This window comes from Sporosarcina sp. P12(2017) (genome assembly GCF_002743035.1).
In the GTDB taxonomy this organism is placed as follows: Bacteria; Bacillota; Bacilli; order Bacillales_A; family Planococcaceae; genus Sporosarcina; species Sporosarcina ureae.
The window spans coordinates 1-17,223 of sequence record NZ_PDYL01000025.1 but is presented as its reverse complement, the minus strand read 5'-3'; the positions used below and the strand labels follow the sequence as shown (position 1 = coordinate 17,223).

At 39.2% G+C, this 17,223-nt stretch carries 18 protein-coding genes and 1 pseudogene; 14 read left to right on the top strand and 5 right to left on the bottom strand.

Going from position 1 to position 17,223, the window contains the following annotated elements; all coding sequences use genetic code 11:
* Positions 1-56: 56 nt before the first annotated feature.
* From CSV80_RS16070 to CSV80_RS16045, 6 genes are all read left to right on the top strand, one after another.
* Positions 57-980, top strand: a complete 924-nt coding sequence (locus CSV80_RS16070) for an urea transporter (RefSeq protein WP_143560466.1) — start codon at positions 57-59, stop codon at positions 978-980.
* A 102-nt stretch (positions 981-1,082) separates the two neighbouring features.
* Entirely contained in the window at positions 1,083-2,663 is a 1,581-nt protein-coding gene (locus CSV80_RS16065) for an ABC transporter substrate-binding protein (RefSeq protein ID WP_099670184.1), read from the top strand.
* Positions 2,653-3,621, top strand: coding sequence for an ABC transporter permease (locus CSV80_RS16060; RefSeq protein WP_099670185.1), 969 nt, complete (start codon positions 2,653-2,655; stop codon positions 3,619-3,621). The genes CSV80_RS16065 and CSV80_RS16060 overlap by 11 nt, the downstream gene beginning before the upstream one ends.
* On the top strand, positions 3,622-4,434 hold the full coding sequence (locus tag CSV80_RS16055; protein ID WP_099670186.1) for an ABC transporter permease: 813 nt from the start codon (positions 3,622-3,624) through the stop codon (positions 4,432-4,434).
* On the top strand, positions 4,427-5,176 hold the full coding sequence (locus CSV80_RS16050; protein WP_099670187.1) for an ATP-binding cassette domain-containing protein: 750 nt from the start codon (positions 4,427-4,429) through the stop codon (positions 5,174-5,176). Before CSV80_RS16055 ends, CSV80_RS16050 begins: the two co-directional genes overlap by 8 nt.
* Positions 5,177-5,189: 13 nt before the next feature.
* Complete coding sequence (locus tag CSV80_RS16045; protein WP_099670188.1) at positions 5,190-5,936, top strand: ABC transporter ATP-binding protein; 747 nt, start codon at positions 5,190-5,192, stop codon at positions 5,934-5,936.
* Between the two features lie 150 nt (positions 5,937-6,086).
* Here the strand turns inward: CSV80_RS16045 and CSV80_RS16040 are convergent.
* Both CSV80_RS16040 and CSV80_RS16035 read right to left on the bottom strand, forming a co-directional pair.
* Positions 6,087-6,707 (bottom strand): annotated as a pseudogene (locus CSV80_RS16040) (aldo/keto reductase); the annotation flags it as partial.
* Positions 6,708-6,716: 9 nt separating this feature from the next.
* Complete coding sequence (locus tag CSV80_RS16035; protein WP_099670189.1) at positions 6,717-7,928, bottom strand: MFS transporter; 1,212 nt, start codon at positions 7,926-7,928, stop codon at positions 6,717-6,719.
* 176 nt (positions 7,929-8,104) lie between these two features.
* Between CSV80_RS16035 and CSV80_RS16030 the strand changes: the two genes are divergently transcribed.
* The 8 genes from CSV80_RS16030 (at position 8,105) to CSV80_RS16000 (ending at position 12,642) form a co-directional block, all read left to right on the top strand.
* On the top strand, positions 8,105-8,464 hold the full coding sequence (locus tag CSV80_RS16030; RefSeq protein ID WP_037561785.1) for a winged helix-turn-helix transcriptional regulator: 360 nt from the start codon (positions 8,105-8,107) through the stop codon (positions 8,462-8,464).
* A 39-nt stretch (positions 8,465-8,503) separates the two neighbouring features.
* A complete protein-coding gene (locus CSV80_RS16025; RefSeq protein WP_099670190.1) occupies positions 8,504-9,151 on the top strand; it encodes an O-methyltransferase in 648 nt (215 codons plus the stop codon).
* A 234-nt stretch (positions 9,152-9,385) separates the two neighbouring features.
* Positions 9,386-10,249 carry an Hsp33 family molecular chaperone HslO gene (gene hslO / locus CSV80_RS16020; RefSeq protein WP_099670191.1) on the top strand — a complete coding sequence of 288 codons (864 nt, stop codon included), beginning with the start codon at positions 9,386-9,388 and terminating at the stop codon, positions 10,247-10,249.
* 344 nt (positions 10,250-10,593) lie between these two features.
* A complete protein-coding gene (locus CSV80_RS17400) occupies positions 10,594-10,755 on the top strand; it encodes a DUF3784 domain-containing protein (protein ID WP_143560467.1) in 162 nt (53 codons plus the stop codon).
* Positions 10,756-11,160, top strand: a complete 405-nt coding sequence (locus CSV80_RS16015) for a disulfide bond formation protein DsbD (RefSeq protein WP_099670192.1) — start codon at positions 10,756-10,758, stop codon at positions 11,158-11,160.
* Between the two features lie 83 nt (positions 11,161-11,243).
* Entirely contained in the window at positions 11,244-11,708 is a 465-nt protein-coding gene (locus tag CSV80_RS16010) for a hypothetical protein (protein ID WP_099670193.1), read from the top strand.
* 220 nt (positions 11,709-11,928) lie between these two features.
* Complete coding sequence (locus tag CSV80_RS18200) at positions 11,929-12,156, top strand: DUF3953 domain-containing protein (RefSeq protein WP_099670194.1); 228 nt, start codon at positions 11,929-11,931, stop codon at positions 12,154-12,156.
* A gap of 39 nt (positions 12,157-12,195) precedes the next feature.
* A complete protein-coding gene (locus CSV80_RS16000; protein ID WP_099670195.1) occupies positions 12,196-12,642 on the top strand; it encodes a hypothetical protein in 447 nt (148 codons plus the stop codon).
* Positions 12,643-12,731: 89 nt separating this feature from the next.
* Here the strand turns inward: CSV80_RS16000 and CSV80_RS15995 are convergent, their stop codons facing one another.
* From CSV80_RS15995 to CSV80_RS18195, 3 genes are all read right to left on the bottom strand, one after another.
* The gene (locus CSV80_RS15995) at positions 12,732-13,790 is read right to left on the bottom strand and encodes an acyltransferase family protein (protein WP_099670196.1); all 1,059 of its coding nucleotides are present in this window, start codon (positions 13,788-13,790) and stop codon (positions 12,732-12,734) included.
* A 244-nt stretch (positions 13,791-14,034) separates the two neighbouring features.
* Positions 14,035-16,455 carry a Lon protease family protein gene (locus CSV80_RS15990; RefSeq protein WP_099670197.1) on the bottom strand — a complete coding sequence of 807 codons (2,421 nt, stop codon included), beginning with the start codon at positions 16,453-16,455 and terminating at the stop codon, positions 14,035-14,037.
* A 306-nt stretch (positions 16,456-16,761) separates the two neighbouring features.
* Positions 16,762-16,923, bottom strand: a complete 162-nt coding sequence (locus CSV80_RS18195) for a hypothetical protein (RefSeq protein ID WP_158231869.1) — start codon at positions 16,921-16,923, stop codon at positions 16,762-16,764.
* Between the last annotated feature and the right edge of the window lie 300 nt (positions 16,924-17,223).

Genomic DNA, 17,223 nt, shown 5'->3' with positions numbered 1-17,223 from the left:
AATGAAATAGGTGAGACAATTTGGGGCGAAAAATAAGAGCAAATCAAACGAAGCACATGATAAAAGAAGGAAGTTTCACTACTTTTCTTAAAGCATCTCTTAAAGGAATATCCCAAATCATTTATATTGAAAACACGATAACAGGCCTTCTAATTTTATTAGCTATTTCGGTATCGTCATTTTCATTAGGCATCATTGCACTTTTATCCGCCATGATTGGTACACTCGTTGCAAAAGTAGGCGGAGCAGATCAAACATTGGTCAATAAAGGTTTGATCAGCTATAACTCTGTGCTTTCGGGATTGGTGCTGCAGACATTTTTGACCGGACCTACTGCCTGGATTGTGGCATTGGTAGGAGCGGCGGTCACTGCGATACTCACAGCTACGCTCATGTATTTCTTAGGCAACTTTGACATCCCAATCTTGACATTACCATTCATTCTATTAACTTGGTTTACATTGCTTGCGTCCTACAAACTCGAGAGTATCAAGTTAAGTGACTCCCTGTCTCCTCAAAGTTTAGCTAATTGGGAATTGCATATAGAAGGCAAGATCAATCTACTCCAAGCAACTTTCAATGGTATCGGTCAAATCTTTTTCCTCACAGAAGCTTTACCTGGTCTTTTATTATTTATTGCAGTATTTTGGGCTAGCAGGAAAATGGGCATATATGCGGTGATTGGTAACGTGGCTGCATGTGTTACAGCCCTTGCTTTAGCTGGAGAACATAGGCTGGTCATGCTAGGGTTATATGGTTACAATGCTATTTTAACCATTCTAGCCGTATCGGTTGTGTACAACACGAAGGAAAATCGCTTTGCACCCATTACAGGTGTGGTGGCGGCATGTATTACAGTTCCTCTCATGGCGAGTGTTAGTATTTGGTTATTACCGTTAGGACTTCCCGCATTGACGATGCCATTTGTACTGAGCACGTGGTTGATTTTAGGCGCTAGAAAAGTTCTACCGAATTTGTAATTCGTCTATAGTGAAAAAGTAAACCGTTATGCAGGACAAATGTAGACGAACATGAAATAATTGTAGAATGCGGAAAAATTGTTCGATAAAAAGGAGATAGTAATGATTACATTTAATAAGAGGATACTTGTACTTTTCATGGTACTTGCAGTTATTGTGGCAGGTTGTAGTAAAAAAGAGGATGCAAAAGAATCAACTCCATCTAAAGAGAATCGCCTCATTTATGCTTCTGAAGAGGAGTTCGAAGGGCTTAACCCGATCCTCGAAGAAACGAATCTAGATGCACTATTGTTTCGTGGAGTTATGCGATTTGATGAAAGTAATAAAGTAGTTACGGATATCGCAGAATCTTTCGATGTGTCAGAGGACAAACTTACGTATACGTTTAAGCTAAAAGAAGGTATTACGTTCCACGACGGAGAAGAGCTTACAGCAGATGATGTAGTGTTCACGATTGAGAGTATTATGGATGATCAAAATGCTTCATTTTTGAAATCTGACTTTGAAGAAGTCGCAACTACTAAAACGCTGGATGACTATACCGTCGAAATTACATTAAAACAGCCATTTACACCGTTACTGGACAAATTAACCGTACCGATTCTTCCAAAACATGCTTTTGAAGGAATCGATATGAGAACAGCTGACTTTAACGGCCATCCGATAGGTGCAGGGCCATATATGTTTGATAAATGGGATCGTGGAAATTCATTGACATTACAAGCGTATAGTGAATTTTTCGGAACGAAGCCTTCGATTGAAAAAGTAATATTTAAGTTTATTCCAGATAGTAATGTTCGTGCACTTCAGTTGAAGTCTGGCGAGGTGGATGTTGCACTGTTGGATCCTGTACAAGTTGAAAACTTGGAAAGAGAAGAGAACTTAACTATTTACGATATAGAATCCGCGGACTATCGCGGCATTTTATTCAATATGAATTTGGACCTTTGGAAAGATGTCAACGTACGTCGTGCATTTAGTTACGCAACCGATCGAGAGCAAATCGTAAAAGGTATTTTAAAAGGACATGGTTCTGTTGCCTATTCACCATTGCAAAACCATGAGTTCCGTAATGAGCAAATAGAAAAATATACGTATGACCTCGAGAAAGCGAACGCGTTGTTAGATGAAGCGGGTTGGAAAGAAAATGAGGACGGTATTCGTTCTAAAGACGGAGAACAACTTTCATTTACGATTACTGCCCCTGCAAGTGATACCGTTCGTGTGAACATGGCAAATTATGTTGCTGAAGGTTTCAAAGACATTGGTGCGGATGTAAAAGTAGCTGCACTCGACTGGAGCGCAATTACAATTGAAGACGCGGACGCGTTCATGGTTGGCTGGGGCAGTCCGTATGATGCAGATCATCATACGCACATATTGTTCCATACGGATGAATCGAGCATCAAGAGCTCCGGTTATAACTATGGTAGTTATTCGAATAAAAAAGTGGATGAACTGCTCGCCAAAGGACGTACAGAGACTGATCCGGATAAACGTAAAGCGATTTACATGCAATTCCAAGAAGAACTTGCGAATGATCCGGCATTTGACTTCATTGCCTATGAAAATGCAGTGTACGGCATTAACAAAAATGTCAGTGGTGTGAAAGAACGAACGCTAGGTCATCATGGATCTGGTTTCCTCTGGAATGTCGAGGAGTGGAAGTGGAATGATCAGTAAATGGGTAGGGAAGCGAATGGTGATGGGGATTGTGGTCCTCTTCATCGTTAGCTTCCTCTCTTTTTTCATTATGCAAGCAGCGCCTGGAGATCCTGCTGCCGCTTTCTATGGAGGTAATGCACAGACGTTAACTGCAGCCGAAAAAGAACGCATCACCCGCGCGTATGCATTAGACCGTCCTGTTGCCCAGCAATACATTGCGTGGCTAGGTGAAACGGTCAAAGGGAATTTAGGAACTTCCTCTAAAGAAGGCAGACCCGTTTCTGAAATCATCATGGAACGGCTACCGAATACGTTACTATTATTTAGTGTGACGATGTTTTTTATTATCATTGGTTCCATTTGGCTTGGCACAGTGGCGGGCATGAGGGAGGGGTCTATTTGGGATAAAGGACTTTCCACATTTAGTATCGCAACTTCTTCCATACCTGCCTTTTGGCTTGGTATTTTGTTCATTTACTTCTTTGCTGTGAGTCTAGGGATTCTTCCTTCTTCTGGATCGGGCGATGTAGAGGGGAATGGCGGTGTTATAGATAAAATCCATCATCTCATTATGCCCGCCAGTGTGTTGATTGTAACGCATGTGGGGATTTATGCACGCTTTCTACAGGAAAGTATTAAGATAGAAAACAGTCAATACTATGTGAAAGTAGCACGTGCAAATGGTGTAACGGAAAGCTCCATTCGAAAAGGTGTAGTGCGTAACGCTTCCATTCCTTATTTGAATTACATCGCTATGACCATTCCGTCATTCTTTGGTGGATCTATTATTGTGGAATCTTTGTTTGCTTGGTCTGGAATAGGGCAATTGACGGTCAAAGCAGTCACAACAAAGGATTTCCCTTTATTAATGGGCAGCATTATGGTGACGGGTATCCTAGTCGTCATTACGCTATTTATTGTCGATCTCATTATGTACGCTATGGATCCGAAGATGCGCAAAGGGGGTGCCCGATAAATGAAGTCACGGAAAGCACTTTTGTTTTGGTGTAGTCTACTTGGATTGATTGTCTTTTTGACAGTGTTTTCAAACATGCTCGCCCCATTTAGTCCGAATGAGATGAACATGGATGAAGTATATAGTGCACCTAGTAGCGACCATTGGTTAGGAACGGATCATTTAGGCAGAGACGTTCTATCGCGGTTATTAGAAGGTGGGAAAGTGACGCTAGCTGTAGCAAGTGGTTCAGTTATATTGTCGCTGATCATTGGAATTGTCTATGGCGGCATTAGTGGCTATTTTGGCGGTTTGACCGATACCGTCATGATGCGGTTGTTGGAAGCTCTGATTACCATCCCTGCGATTATTATTATTTTGTCATTTCAAGCGATTATCCAAGGCGGTATGTGGGGCATGACACTTCTTATTGGATTGACAGGATGGCTTGTTACCGCAAGAATTGTGCGTTCGGAATTCATTCGGCTCAAAGAAGAAGAGTTTGTTAAAATGGCCAATATGTTCGGGACGCCAGTTTGGAAAATACTTTGGGGTCATTTGCTACGCAACAGCATTCCCGCTATTTTTGTCGTAACGCTATTTAATTTTGCTGGCGCGATATTTATGGAAGTATCACTTAGTTTTCTCGGCATCGGAATACCTCCAGCGATACCTTCTTGGGGGAATATGTTGTACTACGCGCAAAACGATATTTTAATTGGTGCTTGGTGGATTGCATTGTTTCCAGGCATTATGATTTTCTTGACCATTCTCTCCATTAATTTTATCGGAGAGACGTGGAAAAATCCGAAGCGGAGGCGTGTCAATGATTGATGTAAGAGACTTAACTATTAATATAAAGGGTAAGCACATTACGCAGCACGTTAATTTCACAATACCGCGTGGAAGGATCACGTCTTTGATTGGAGAAAGTGGTAGCGGAAAGAGTATGACGGTATCCGCCTTGCTTGGCATGTTGCCAGTAGACGCGAAAGTAAGCGGATACGTTATGTACGAAGGTCGAAATGTATTGGATGCATCTGACCAGGAGATGGAGAGCGTGAGGAAACAAGATATTTTTACTATCTTCCAAGACGCATCGAACAGTTTTAATCCGTCTGTGAAAATGGGACGTCAACTGTATGCATTTTCAGGGGAACGCATTGGTGATACGGTAGATGTATTTAACGAGAAAATGAAATTGATTTTAGACCAGTTGGGCCTATCTTGGGACGTTGTTGAGCAATATCCTGTTCAGTTATCCGGCGGAATGTTGCAAAGATGTATGATAGCGTGCGCATTTTATGTGGAACCTGCTTTACTCATTGCGGACGAGCCCACATCGGCACTCGATATGGTGCTTCAAAAAGAATTCATTCAATTGCTAATTCGTCTTAATGAAGAACGGAATACGACGATTCTCCTCATTACTCATGACCTCGACATCGTTGCGGAAGCCGCTCATGAAATGGCGGTTATGCAGCAAGGAACTATAGTAGAAACGGGGACAGTGGAAACGGTTTTCTCGAATCCTCATCATGCCTATACGAAGCGATTATTGAAGAGTAGATTTTAGGAGTGGACGGCAGATGTTAGAAGTATCAAATGTTTCGAAAAGTTATTTCAGTGGAAGCCAGACGAAAAAGGCGTTGAATGGGATTGATATGACTATAAGTAAAGGGGAAGTTGTGGGGTTAGTAGGAGAGAGTGGCAGTGGAAAGAGTACGCTCTCTCGTGTCGTGATGCAACTTGAATCAGCTGACGATGGTTCAATTGCATTTAACGGACAACTAGTTACACGGAAAAATCGAAAGTCATTTTATCAAGCGAGCCAATTAATTTTTCAAAACGCATCAGCAGCGCTTAATCCTTCATGGACGGTGCGCGAAATATTACTAGAACCTCTCCGTACAATGAAAGGAGATCGTGAAGCGCATATTCGACGAATGCTTGGAAGAGTGAAACTATCAGAAACGTATTTACATAGATATCCTTCAGAATTGAGTGGCGGTGAGCAGCAACGCGTCAACTTGCTTCGCTCACTGTTAGTTGAACCTGAGTTGCTCATTTGTGATGAAATCGTATCCAATTTAGATCGATTGATTCAAAGAGAAATCATTGATCTGCTTCTTGAACTGAATCGCGAAATGGATATGTCAATTTTATTCATTGCACATGACTTACCAGCTGTCATGTATGCATGTGATCGAATTTATGTCATGAAGGATGGCCGAATGGTAGACGAGAGTGTGAAGAAGGATGGAGTATTTCATTTTTCACATACGTATGCAAAGCGACTATTTGACTCTGTACTAGGCAATCGAATGAAGGAATAGAATATTTTATACAAAACACCATTCTCGTTTATTATTTCATAGACTTCACAAGATAAAAACCTCCTTACCTTTGCGGTGAGGGGTTTTTCGTATAATTTGAAAAAACTGTCCAAGACGTAATTCGGCTGGACAGTTTTCACTTTTTCTTGATTAAGAGAAATCGAAGTTGTCAGGATCTGGTCCGATTCGCTGATCTTGATTTAACTTATTGATTTGTTCCATATCCTCTGAAGTGAGTTCGAAGTTAAACACATCCTCATTTTCAGCAATGCGATGTGCTTTCGTTGGTTTGGGAATCGTTACTACACCATTTTGTAAATCCCAACGTAAAATTACTTAGGCCACGGATTTGTTGTAGCGATTTGCGATTTCTTGTAATTCCGCATTCCCTAGTAGCTCACCTTGCATCAGTGGTGACCATGCTTCAAGCTGAATGTCGTGCTTTTGGCAAAATGCCCGTACATCTTTTTGGGATAAACGAGGATGGTACCCGACCTGGTTGACCATCGGCTTGATTTTTGCATCTTTCATTAATTCTTCTAAATGATGCGGCTGAAAATTACTTACGCCGATCGCTTTAGCTTTTCCTTCTTCATACAAGGTTTCCAATGCGCGCCACGCGTCTTTGAATTGTCCTTCTACAGGCCAAAGAATGAGGTATAGATCCAAGTAGTCAAGACCAAGTTTAGTTATACTCTCGTCAAAAGCTGCAAGTGTTTTTTCATATCCTAGTTCGCTATTCCATACCTTGGACGTGATGAATATATTTTCATGATTATATTACATCACCTCCTCCAGTGTAGGTACCGTTACATTGTCTCTACGCTCCAGTAAACGGCTAATGCCCGTTAAGATGGCTGCGAACATTACCATACTTGCACCAATCCAAGGTGTATGAATAATGCCAATCGAATCCGTAACGACTCCACCGAGATACGCACCAATGGCGATACCGGCATTAAAGGCAGCAATATTTATAGCGGAGGCTATGTCGACTGCACTTGGAATGAATCGTTCCGCTAAGATGACGACATATACTTGGAGCCCTGGAACATTCATAAAAGCGAATATACCCATCAGTATAATGGTTATTAACCCAGCGACTTTAAATGGGGCTGTGAATGTTAATACAAATAAGATGACGGCTTGAGCGATGAACATATAGAATAAAGCATTTATTGGGTTTTTATTGGCCAGTTTTCCGCCAATCATGTTTCCTATCGCAATTGCGATCCCATAGATGAGCAAGATGATTACAATTGTACTTTGTTTAAATCCGGTCACTTCCTGCAATAAAGGGGATAAGTAGGTGAATACAACGAACGTTCCGCCATAACCTAGGGCGGTAATAGCGAAAACTATAAGTAAACGACTATTCGTCAATAGTTCCGCTTGATCCTTTAATGTAGTTAGTGCGCTCTGCCGTAAGTTTGAAGGAACTAGGAGGCTGTTTGAAATAAGTCCAATCACACCTATAATCACAATTAAAACAAAAGCAGAACGCCATCCTAACTGTTGACCGATGAATGTACCAAAAGGAACGCCTGTAATCGTAGCAACTGTTAATCCTGTAAACATGATGGAAATAGCACTTGCTCTACGATTTTCTGGCACTAAATCCGCTGCGATTGTTGCACCTATAGACATGAATACGCCATGTGAAAACGCGGATATGATTCGTGCAAACAGCAATACGCTTAGACTTGTTGCGGCTGCAGCTATAGTGTTTCCGATGATAAATATGACCATGATCCAGATTAAGACGGACTTTCTAGGTAATCTAGAAGTTAAACTGGTGAGGATTGGAGCCCCGATCATCACCCCTACAGCATATAAGGTAATAGTTAATCCGGCTAGTGAAACAGAAATATCTAAATCTTGAGCGATGAGTGGTAATAGTCCGACACTCACAAATTCGGTAGTACCTATCGCAAATGCACTAATAGCTAATGCAAGCAATGCAAATGTACTGCGTTTTGTATTTATTGACATCTTCTCACGTTCCTCCTACTAATAAGTTGCATGCAACATTCACGACATGAATTCAGTTGATGTAGTGAAATGTACTTGCAAATGTTAGTATGAAGTATAGAAATCTAAAAGAGAAGTACGCACTTTAAAGTAATGTAGGCACCTTTTAGTGCCTATCAAAAGAGGAGGCGATAGAAATGAGCAAAAAATATAATATTAGTGTGGAAGCAACATTGGAAGTAATAGGTGGTAAGTGGAAGTGTGTAATACTTTGTCATTTGACACATGGTAGAAAGCGGACAAGTGAATTAAAACGATTGATGCCTAACATTACACAAAAGATGTTAACTCAACAATTACGTGAATTAGAAGCGGACGGAGTGATCAATAGAATTGTTTATAATCAAGTACCGCCTAAAGTTGAGTATGAATTGAGTGAATACGGCCAAAGTTTAGAAGCTATTTTAAGCTCGTTATGTGCATGGGGAGATGTACATATTACTAAAGTTTATGGGGATAAATCTAAAGTGCTCGCGGAAAGTGTGTTAAATGAATAATGTTGCATTCAATTGACTAGTTGGAGGGGAATTTATAAAGTGAAAATTATTAACCAATATATTGACCAAACCTTTGTTTCAACTGATCAAGTTCTAGAGGATGTGCTGTTATCCATCCAAGAAAATGGTATGCGTTCGATCTCGGTTTCTCCAGCGTCGGGCAAAACATTAACGATGCTCGTTTCGTTGACGGGTGCCAAAAATGTTCTTGAAATAGGCGCACTTGGCGGATATAGCGGTATATGTCTTGCGAGAGGATTTACCGAGGAAGGACATTTGACTTCACTGGAATTAGAGGAGTCATTTGCGACGTTAGCGAAATCTAATTTAACGAAGGCAGGATTTGGTGAACAAGTGACGTATAAGACAGGTCTTGCTGTAGATAGCTTAAAAGCATTGAAAGCGGAAGGGAAAACATTCGATTTCTTTTTCATTGACGCGGATAAAGAAAATTACCAAAACTATTTAGACGGCTGTTTAGAGCTAGCTGAGCCGAATGCGGTGATTGTAGCTGATAACGTGTTGGCAGGCGGTTCAGTAGCCGGCGCGTCCTTCTTAGATAATCAATACACAGAGAACATGCGGAAGTTTAATGAATACACAGCACAGCATCCTCGTTTGACGTCAGTATTGTTGCCGATTGGTGATGGATTGACGATATCGCAAGTTCAACCGGTACGTTCATAGAACTAAAAGTCAAAGCTAGCATGCAGACGGTCTACTACCATCTGCATGCTAGCTTTTTTAATGGATGTATAGACTTGAACACTCTTTTTAGTGAGCGAAGTTGAACACTATGCTTATTAAAAATCATATGATAGTATAAAAAGTCTCGATCCATTTGGAAATGATGTCACACCCGAAAAATCACGAGAAACAAAGCTCAACTAAACGTGTAGGGCTATAGAAAGGGTGTATAGAATGAATGACTATTTAGTTAAAGCGGTGGCGTATCAAAATCAAGTGCGCGCGTACGCCGTGAATTCAACTACAACAGTAGCAGAAGCACAGCGACGGCACGCGGCTTGGCCAACAGCTGCAGATGCCCTTGGACGTTCAATGACTGCTGGTTTAATTCTTGGCTCTATGTTAAAGGGTGAGGAAAAAATATCAGTAAAAATTAATGGTGGCGGCCCACTCGGTACAATTATTGTGGATTCGAACGCAAAAGGTGAAGTTCGAGGATATGTCTCGAATCCGCAAGCTGATTTAGAATTGAACGAAGTCGGAAAGGCAGTTGGAACGAATGGATTGCTAACAGTCTCAAAAGATGTGGGGCTGATGTATCCTTTCGTAGGACAAATCCCTCTCATTTCCGGGGAAATTGGAGAAGACTATACATCGTATCTTGCTAAATCGGAACAAACGGCCTCTGCTGTGGGAGTAGGCGTGTTAGTGAATCCTGATTATACAGTTAAAGCCGCAGGTGGTTTTATTATTCAACTCATGCCGGACGCAGATGAGGAAGTAATTTTTAAGATTGAAGAACGAATGAAAGTGATTGCGCCACTTGCTTCCATAATCGAAGAAGGAAGTACACCTGAACAAATACTTGAACACGTACTAGGATCGGAAAATGTCACGGTGTTAGAAAGTATGCCCGTTCAATTTCAGTGTCAATGCTCTTTGGACCGGATCTCCAATGCGATTATCAGTTTAGGTCGTGAAGAAATTCAAGATATGATTCAAACAGATGGACAGGCAGAAGCGAATTGTCATTTTTGCAATGAAACCTACCACTTTAATACGGAGCAGTTAGAAGCATTGAAAAAAGTAGCTTTATAATGAAATAAAAAATGAGCGCCTGTGTGAAAAATGGACATGTTTGTATACATTCATGAACGTTCTCATACAGGTGCTTTTTAGATTGATATAAAAGAAGTTACTGCGTGTTTAGTGTTGCAGTATATACTGTTTTTGGACTCGAAAAATAATTGGACTTTTATTTCAACACATAAAATAATTCACTAATCGATCTATTTAAAAATGAAATGAAACCTATATAGCATTCATTCGTATGAAAATTAAGAAAGATAATTTACTGTACATAATAGGATGACTAGATGGAGCTGCTGCATACGTATCTTGTCTATATTAGGTGAAATTGTATAAAGCGGGGGAACAACATATTGATCATGCTACTAGTTATAGGGGTATTTATTGGATTAGGAATGGTGTTTATCAATGGCAAAGACTTAATTTTACTTGCGGGCTACAACACCATGTTTCCGGCAAAAAACAATAAAGTTTCAAACAGTGCTATAACTTACTTTAGAAAGGCTGGTGGTTAGATGAATAAAAAGATTTTTAACACCATTGGATGGATTCTACTTTTAGGAATAGGTGCATCTTGGATCGCTTTTGGTTATACAGATTGGTATTTATTAGTAGTGCCATTAACTTATATGTGCTTTTCTATTTCTGATGGTAGTATTAGTAAAATAAAAAATATAAAAAAGATTAAAGTTTCGCAAATTGTTTTCATCTTGGTAGCATTTATAGTCGCGGTAGGCATTGTATTTGGCCTTATTCAACTAGTAAATTACTTGATTAATGATAGGCTAGGCCTGACTGGATGGATCAAGAAACTCAGTCAGTTTATAGCTATTATATTTTCGTTAATCCCTATTCAATTTGCTTTTGGTAGTGTTATTTATAAAGTATTTGGTGATATGGATTCTACAAAAGCACAATAAACCTCTGAAGATTCCATTCTATCATCAGGTGATATTCAAGAATATAGTGATAAGCAGTTAACTACAACACGAGGAGACAGGTTATGGAGACTGAAGTTTTGTATTATAAGAAGTTTGAAAGGAAAGTACTAGCCATTGATTATATAGAGTGGGCTTTTACTATGTTGCAAAATGGAATATCTACGCATTCTCTGAATATGCTTGCTTCTCTAACAGAACCTCTGAATATATTTGAAGTAGAAGAGTATTTTAATAGGGCTTGGTACGAGCTAAACATTACGGAACCTTCATACGATGAAAGCGCCAAACACTATGTACGATATTTGATAAGACAAATTGTGGATGATCAAAGTATAGCAATTGAAAATGCTAATGAGGTATACACAATTGTTCGAGATCATTTATTCGATGAAGAACACGATCGTTGGTATGAAATAAGTGAAATGATAGATGATTTTTTGTACGGAGATAATAGGGAAAACATCACTCGATCATCCTTAAACCAAGTTATTGTGCAAGTATCCAAGCAACACTTGAAAACAAAGTAGAGTTATGAATGCATAGAGGGAGATTCTGATGATTCTTGGATTCCATCATGCACAAATTTAAAATACATCTTTGAAAATAGCATGACTGCTTAATTTATAGGTGAAGACTGAGTGGAGAGAGTGTTGAGTTAGGGGAGGGCATTGTTGAAAATACTTAATATAGCAATGCCAATCACAGTCGAGAGTAGTTGATGTAAGGAAATGGAGGTATTGGAAAATAATGTACATAATAATTGCGATATTAGGCATCATAGTAGCTTCGGTATCCTGTTATAGTTTACTAACTGGTGAAAATGTCACTTTGCCATATATGCAGATACTTTTGGGCGTAATGCTTTTACTTTTGGGATGGAGTCAATTAAAAGAAAAAAGAAAAGGATTAGCGATTTTTCTGTTCATTGTGGCTGCATTTAGCATATTCATAAACGTTATCATCTTATTAAGATAATGGGCATCTAGAATATTCTACTAGAAAAGAGGTGGGGAGATGGAGTGCTGGGATATTACTGAGAACCCTACAGATGAGATATATAGAAAACTTATACATGTGCTATGTGAGCATTCGGATACATTTTACTTCGTTACACGGAAAGAACTTACCTATAATCAGGATATCCTTGAGCAATTCAAACCGCACACTTTGGAAGTTTATCAAACGAAAGAGTGGGCGAATACAAAGACAAAAGGGCCAGCTACAACTGTTTTTGTTATAGAGTCAAACGAAATAACATGTAGGTTATTAAAACACCACGCAAATACTCTGTATGACTGGGTGGCTCCCAAATTACCTGAAGATTTAACTTTTATGAAGAATAACTTTGCTTGGTTTTCCTGCACGACTCATGAAGAATATAGCGGTTTTTCTATCCGTTCAGATTACTACAAAGATATCATGTGTACTATTGAAGGGTTGAAAATACAACAGTTGGAGTAATTGCTTGCTGTATTCATAAAAATGTACCTGTGCCACAAACAAACGTGAATGTGTAACCATTCATGAAAGTTTCGTGTACAGGTACTTTTTTACGTTATTGCTCGATCAGCAGTAGTCTTTTTCTGTGAGAATCCCCCAAGGAACAGCTTTCCATAGGGAAGAAACTTTTGGATGATGATAGAAACGACAATCGGCACGAACAAACCGAATGCGGTGAAACCAATGATCCCATACGTAAAGTAATCATTTAATAAAATATCCGTAAAGATATGCAAATACATAATGGTCAAGGAATGCTTTTCAATTTTTTGTAGCCAATTTAACGATGATTTAGCTGCTATGAGTTGGAAAATACCAACTAACACAACTGTAAAAGAAAGCGGGATGATCAAGTCTAAGACGAAATGGTCGTAGCGTAAAAATTTCATACTCAAGTGATAGTCAATGACCTTATAATTATCGAGTAAAACGGCTGATATACTAACAAATACACCAGCAATCAACCATTTATGCGAGACATTCATCCAAAAACTCTTCAAGTAATAGCCGAGTGAAAAATAGACAACTGCCATCAGTGCGACATCGATGTTCCAAATCATCGGGATCGTTTGCGCCGCTGCAGATGGGGAACCCCCAATGACATGCATAGCGAACAAGCTTTCAAAGTGGGCGATACTATAAAAAATGGCTAAAATAATGAGTTGTTTCGTGCGGTTAAAGTTTTTAGTCATCCATAAGAAAAACAAATACGTAAAGAATAGCGTCGTAACAAACCAGAATACACCATAGGCCCCCCGTACAAAACGCCCGCCGACAACAAGTGTCCACATATCATTTACGTACCATGATAAGTCTTTGTTGCCCGAACCAATCTCTATCCCGTAACGGATTAGCGTAATGCTGACGAGGAAAAATAAATAAGGAACAATCAACTGCATGAACCGTTTTTGAATCGAAATTTTCATTAAACTTTTTTCAACTACAGGCTTAAAAAACAATCCGCTTAAAATGAAGAAAGCTGGCATGTGAAACCAGTAAATATACTTAACAAGTGGGAAATCCAACTGTCCAGGATAATGTCCAATGACGACAAGAATCATTAAAAAACCTTTGGTGACATCTACCCAGGTTAAACGTTTCTTATTCATAATCAGGCTCCTCGAGAAAACTATCGTATATTCATTGTACAACCTTTCGTCAACTTTGAAGGAGATGTAACAGAATTGACTTGAAAATGTAAGCTAATTGGAAATACATAGGAGTATTTTAGTGCTTTATTACTATTGACTGAATAGTGAGACGTCTTTATAGTGTTGTAATCAAAGAATTGATCTGCACTAAAAACGCTTATGAGGTGTAACCCTCACAAGCATTTCATACGCAGATCCTTTTTCATTTCTCCTGTTCTCTAGAAAACTCCATAAACATCCGTAATTTCGCTGCAGCTTTTCCATAGACGGTTTCTATGTCATAGTCCCCATGTTCATCCGGATGTCCAGCCGGTACACCAGTTAAAATTTCTATTCCTTCTTCAATCGTGCGCACTTTATAAATATGGAACTGTCCAACACGAACAGATTCAATGACCTCGTCATTCAGCATCAAATTTTTCACATTTTGATGGGGGATGAGGACGCCTTGTTCACCTGTTAGTCCTCTACTTTTACATACATTATAGAAGCCTTCAATTTTCTCATTAACGCCGCCGATTGGCTGAATTTCTCCGTTTTGATTGACAGATCCAGTTACAGCTAATCCTTGCTTAATTGGTATTTCTGCCAGGCTTGAGAGAATTGCATATAATTCTGTGCTTGACGCACTATCACCATCCACGCCACCATAGGACTGTTCAAAAGCGATATGTGCAGTCAGTACTAATGGATACTTTTGAGCGAATTTTTGACCTAAATAGCCACCTAATATATACACACCTTTATTATGCGTGTTACCGCTCATTTGGCTTTCTCTTTCAATATTGACAAAGCCTTTCTTGCCCATAAATGTGGTAGCCGTAATTCGTGACGGTTTACCAAAATGATATTGCCCTAAATCATAGACCGCCAAGCCATTTACTTGTCCAATCTTCTCTTCGGTCGTATCAATCAAAATACTTCCTTCGTCAATACTCGCTTGAATTTTTTCTTCATATAAGTTAGAGCGATATCTCTTTTCCAGAATAGCTTTTTCAATATGTTTGGCCGAAACAAGGTCGTCTCCCATTATTCCTGCCCATGTATCCGCTTCGTAAAGTAATTCTACTTGTAAATTAAAGCGAGTGGACAATTTATTTTGATCGCCAGCGATACGCGAGCTGTATTCAATGATTTTTGCCACAGCTGTCGGATCAAAATGTCGAAGTTCGTGTTTTTTGCAATGGGTATGAATGAAACTTACTAGCCCTGCAATATTTTCTTGGTTGTATTTCATTTCCACATCAAAGTCTACGCGAATTTTAAATAGTTTACGAAAATCTTCATCATGATGATAAAGAGCTTGATAAATATCCATATTTCCAATAATAATCACTTTTACGTTGAGATGAATCGGGTCTGGATTTACGGATGCGGTAGCAATGATGCTTGCATGTTCACCAATATTTTCAATTTGTAATTTATGGATCAATAATGCTCTTTTTAATCCTTCCCAAGACTGTCTTTTCGAAAAAATATCCTTTGCTTGAATGAGAAGATACCCTCCGTTTGCTTCATGCAAGTAGCCCGGTTTGATTTTCGTGAAATCAGTACTCATGACACCCATTCGATTTTCATATTCCACTTTACCCATTATGTTATAAAAGGTAGGGTTATCTGCGGATATAACAGGCATGCCTGTAGTTTCGCTATTATCAACTAACACGTTAATCGTATATTTTTTTAACGCTTGATTTTCGTCTTTGAACAGATTGCCTAGCTGCTTTTCATCCTTTTTAGATGGACTGGGTAAAAACGTGTGAAAGTTATTTACGAGATCTTTTCGTACTGCTTTAATATAGTGCATCACTTCAGGACAGTCTTTGTAGTTCTTTTTTAATTCATCAATATGAAAATCGATTGTCGTAATAGCCGTCTGATGATCAAAGCCTGCCAACGATTTTTTCAAATCCTGTTCAAAATGAAGTATGGTTTTCGTCGCATCTAGAATAATTTCTTGTAATTTGGCAGATTTACTTTCAATAGCTGCCAGTTGTTCCTCATTCAATAAGTTATAAGCTTCCTCACTTATAGGTTTTCCGTCCTCGCCAATCGGAATTGTAGCAATCGTGGAATCGGACTGTTTAAGTATAAATCCGTTCTCTGTAGCTATTTCATTGGTCTGTTTATACACTTGGTCCACTTGATCTTTATACTTTCGAATGATCGATGAACGATTCTCTAATCGATTTTCTTCATTAAAGGCAGTGGGGATATCTACTTTTAAATCCTTCAACAGGTCTTCCATCGATTTTTGAAGTTGTTTACCCAATCCAACGGGAAGTTTTAGCACTTTAGGTTTGTACTCATCTTCAAAGTTATTTACATAGCACCAGTCAAAAAGGGTAGCTTTTCTCTCTGAAAAGTCATTTACGACGGTAGTGACAAACGACGTTTTCCCGACGCCTTCTATTCCCGCGACGTATAAATTATATCCGGGTTTATTCACGTGCAAGCCAAAATTCATCACGGACCGCGCACGTTGTTGACCAACAATATTTGTCAGCTTTTCTACTTGTTCTGTTGATTCGAATGAAAACATCGAATAGTCTACCGCTTTTTTCAGATCTTTCGATTGTAACTCCGCTTGTAGTTTTATGGATTCTTCGTTGAAATTTGCCAATTAACTCACCTCACTCATTTTTACTCCCTATTTAGTACATACCCTTAACGGAGGTAGTACACGCAATAATCAGACAAATTATTACGTAATACAAGAAATATTAAATCACGGAAGTTATAGGTTTCAGCAGTCATAATAAATAAAATAGAAAAGGTATTGCGAACGCAGAAATACGCACAGCAACACCTTTTATTATTTACGGCAATATCTAAAAACTACGTACGAGAAAACGAGAAGCTTTTTCGGGTTTGGGTATCATGTTAAAAGTCACTGCACCTTTAGATGGCAACTGATCGAGATTCGTCATCATCCCACTTGATAAGTACCTTGCTCCAATACAAAATATTCTCCGCGAAGCGCTTGGTGCCTGTGGAAGTTAATCGCTGAAGCGGGTCCGCATACGTGCGTCGAGTCTACCCGTTGTTTACTTTTAAGAAGTTGAATTGCTTGTTGGAGTTCAATTGTCATATAAGGTGCTTCTGTCTGGTATTGTTTCGATTAATTATAAAATTTTTCTGTGTAATAGTTTTCGTCTAATTTTTCTAGATATATCGAAAGAGGTTGGGACAGAACAGAAAAAACGTAAGGGGAATGAGTCCTTTACGCTTTTTTCTGTTCTTATCAGTAAATATTTTTTTAGAGTATCAAAGTGTACCGGAACGGAGAAAGGCCGACTCCTGAGGGATCAGCGTGCGTCTTGAGACCCTGGACAGGTGCCTTAATTTCTGCAAAGTACACAGAAATACGGCAAAGCGAACCCTTCGTTGT